The organism is Micromonospora sp. CNZ303 (assembly GCF_004345505.1).
Genome location: NZ_SLVT01000044.1, coordinates 1 through 3,752, shown reverse-complemented (window position 1 = coordinate 3,752; position 3,752 = coordinate 1). Strand labels below are relative to the sequence as shown.

At 73.6% G+C, this 3,752-nt stretch carries 1 pseudogene; it reads left to right on the top strand.

From position 1 onward, the window contains the following. Window positions 1-216: 216 nt before the first annotated feature. Window positions 217-3,752 (top strand): annotated as a pseudogene (locus tag EV374_RS32295) (type I polyketide synthase); the annotation flags it as partial.

The window sequence follows — 3,752 nt, the reverse complement described above, 5'->3', positions numbered from 1 at the left end:
GAGTCGCAGGTGGTGGTGGCGGATGTGCGGTGGGATCGGTTTGTGCCGTCGTTCACGGCGTTGCGTCCGTCGCGCCTGTTCACCGACATCCCCGAGGCACAGGCGGCGATCGAGGCGGCGGCCCGAGCCGAGACCGGCCCCACCGACCGGGCCTCCGCCCTGCGCGAGCGACTCGCGGCCCTGACGCCGCCGGAGGTCGAGGCGTCCCTCCTGGACCTCGTACGCTCCCAGGTCGCCACGGTGCTCGGCCACGCCACCGTGGAGGCGGTGCGGCCGGACCGGGCGTTCCAGCGTCTCGGCTTCGACTCGCTCACCGCCGTCGAGCTGCGCAACCGGCTGACCGCCGAAACGGGCCTCGCGTTGCCCTCCACCCTCGTCTTCGACCACCCGACGCCGGCCGCCCTGGTCGCCTTCATCCGGGAGACCGTGCTCGGAGCATCGGGTGACGCGCCGGCCGACCGCAGGGTCGCCACAGTCGACGACGACCCGATCGTGATCGTCGGGATGGGCTGCCGCCTCCCGGGTGGCGTCGCGTCCCCGGAAGAACTGTGGCAACTGCTCGCCACGGGACGCGACGGCATCTCCGAGTTCCCCCTCGACCGGGGCTGGGACAGCTTCCTCAGCAGCGGCCTGTCCGACACGTCCTTCGCCCGCAGGGGCGGCTTCGTCTACGACGCCGGCGAGTTCGACGCCGAGTTCTTCGGCATCTCGCCGCGCGAGGCCCTCGCGATGGACCCGCAGCAGCGGCTGCTGCTGGAAACGTCGTGGGAGGCCGTCGAGTCGGCGGGCATCGACCCGACCAGCCTGCGGGGCGGCGCGGTCGGCGTCTTCGCCGGGGCCAGCTTCCAGGGGTACGCCAGCGGGTCGGTCGGTCGGGCCCAGGAGGTCGGCGGCCACCTGCTAACGGGCAACGCGACAAGCGTGTTGTCGGGTCGGGTGGCGTACTCGTTCGGTTTCGAGGGCCCGGCGGTGACGGTGGACACGGCGTGTTCGTCGTCGCTGGTCGCGCTGCACCTCGCGGCGCAGGCGCTGCGGTCGGGCGAGTGCGACCTGGCCCTGGCCGGCGGCGTCACCGTGATGGCCTCACCGGGCACGTTCGCCGAGTTCTCGATCCAGGGCGGCCTGTCCGCCGACGGCCGCTGCAAGTCGTTCTCGGACGCCGCGGACGGCACGGGCTGGTCCGAGGGCGTCGGCGTGCTGCTGGTGCAGCGGCTGTCGGACGCGCAACGCGACGGGCGCCGGGTCCTCGCGGTGGTGCGGGGCACGGCGGTGAATCAGGACGGTGCGTCGAACGGGTTGACGGCGCCGAACGGTCCGTCGCAGCAGCGGGTGATCCGGCAGGCCCTCGCGAGCGCGGGTCTGTCGGCGGCCGACGTGGACGTGGTGGAGGCGCACGGCACCGGTACGTCGTTGGGTGATCCGATCGAGGCGCAGGCTCTGCTGGCGACGTATGGGCAGGGTCGGGATGTGCCGTTGTTGTTGGGGTCGGTGAAGTCGAACATCGGTCACACGCAGGCGGCTGCAGGGGTGGCCGGGATCATCAAGATGATCTTGGCGATGCGGCATGGGGCGGTGCCGGCGACGCTGCACGTGGATGCGCCGTCGTCGCATGTGGACTGGGCGTCGGGTGCGGTGGAGTTGGTGACGGCGTCGCGTGATTGGCCGGGGGTGGAGCGTCCCCGGCGGGCGGGTGTGTCGTCGTTCGGCATCTCGGGCACCAACGCGCACGTGATCATCGAGCAGCCGGAGCCGGAGCCCGTCCCGACGCCCATCGCGTCGGTCGCGCCCGTCGGGTTGCCGGTGCCGTGGATGCTGTCGGGACGCTCCGAGCGGGGTCTGGCGGGTCAGGCGGGGCGGTTGGCGTCGTTCGTGCGGTCCCGGTCCCGGTCCCGGTCCCTGTCGCCGGTGGACGTGTCGTGGTCGTTGGCGACGACGCGGGCGGCGTTGGAGCACCGGGCGGTGGTGTGGGGCTCGGACGCGGACGACCTGGTTGCCGGCCTGTCGGCGGTGGTTGAGGGCCGGTCCTCAGGTGTGGCGTCGGCGGGCCGCCGGGCGGTGCTCTTCACGGGTCAGGGCTCGCAGCGCGTGGGCATGGGTCGCGAGTTGTATGAGGCGTTCCCGGTCTTCGCGGCGTCGTTCGACGCGGTGTGTGCGGAGATCGATCCGCGTCTGCCGCGTGCGTTGGGCGAGGTGGTGTTCGCCGAGCCGGGCACCGCCGATGGGGCTCTGTTGGATCAGACCGTGTTCGCGCAGGCGGGGTTGTTCGCGGTCGAGGTGGCGTTGTGGGAGTTGTTGTCGTCGTGGGGTGTGCGGGCGGATTTCCTGGCGGGTCATTCGATCGGTGAGGTGACGGCGGCGTACGTGTCGGGGATGTTGTCGCTGGCGGATGCGTGCACGCTGGTGGCGGCGCGGGGCAGGTTGATGCAGGCGCTGCCGGCCGGCGGCGTCATGGCGGCGGTCGGCGCGCCCGAGATCGCGGTGCGGGAGATCATCGACGCTGCGGGTGCGGCCGTGGACGTCGCGGCGGTGAACGGCCCGGCGTCGGTGGTCGTGTCGGGTGCGGCCGGCGAGGTGGCCTCGGTGGTGGCGGCCTGTCGTGAGCGGGGTTGGCGGGTCAAGGAGCTGGCGGTCAGTCATGCGTTCCATTCGCGGTTGATGGAGCCGATGCTGGACGAGTTCGCGTCGGTGGTGGCGGGGCTGGGCTGGCAGCCGCCGAGGATCCCGATCGTGTCGAACGTGACGGGTGCGGTGGCGGACGCCGCAGAAATCACCGATCCCGGCTACTGGGTGCGGCACGTGCGGCAGCCGGTGCGCTTCGCCGACGGTGTGGCGGCGTTGCGGGCGCTGGGGGTGGACACCTTCCTGGAGGTCGGCCCCGACGCGGTCCTCACCGCCATGGCCGCCGAGGCGGACCCGGCCGACGACGTGCGGTACGTCGCCACGCTGCGTCGCAGCCAGCCCGACGTCGCCACCCTCACCAACGCCGTCGGGCAGCTCTGGGCTGCCGGCGTGGCCGTCGACTGGGCGGCGTACCTCGGCCAGACCGGCGCCCGGCCGCGCGCGGTGGAACTGCCCACCTACGCCTTCGACCGGCAGCGCTACTGGCTGGAGGACCCCCAGCCCGGCGCGGCTCCGGCGGGGGCCGACGCCCCGTCCGACGAGCAGTTCTGGGCGGCGGTCGAGTCCGGGGACCTCGGTGTGCTGGGCGAGGATCTCGCGGTGGGCGCGGACGAGCCGTCCACGGCGCTGCTGCCCAAGCTCGCCCGGTGGCGGCGGGCAACGCAGCAGCGGGCCGTCGTCGACTCCTGGCGTTACCGGGCGACGTGGCGTACGGCCGCCGTGCCGGACTCCGCGACATTGGCGGGGACCTGGCTGCTGCTGATGGCGCCCGGGCAGGAGGACCACCCGGTGGCCGCGGCGCTGGCCGCCCGGGCCGACCGGGCGGTCCCGGTGCTGGTCCCGGCTGGCGCCGACCGCGACCGGGTGGCGCGGCTGCTGCGGGAGGCGATGGGCTCCGACGCCCGGGACGCCGACGTGCTGTCCCTGCTGTCGCTGGCCGAGCCGCGGGAGGCGTCCCCGGTTCCGGCCGCCGCCGAGGTGTCGACGGCGCTGGCCGTGGTGCAGGCGCTGACCGACGTCGGTGGGGCGGGCCGGTTGTGGTGGCTGACGCGCGGGGCGGTGTCGGTCGGCGGCTCGGACGAGTTGGCGGATGTCGCGGGTGCTGCGGTGTGGGGTTTGGGTCGGGTGGTGGG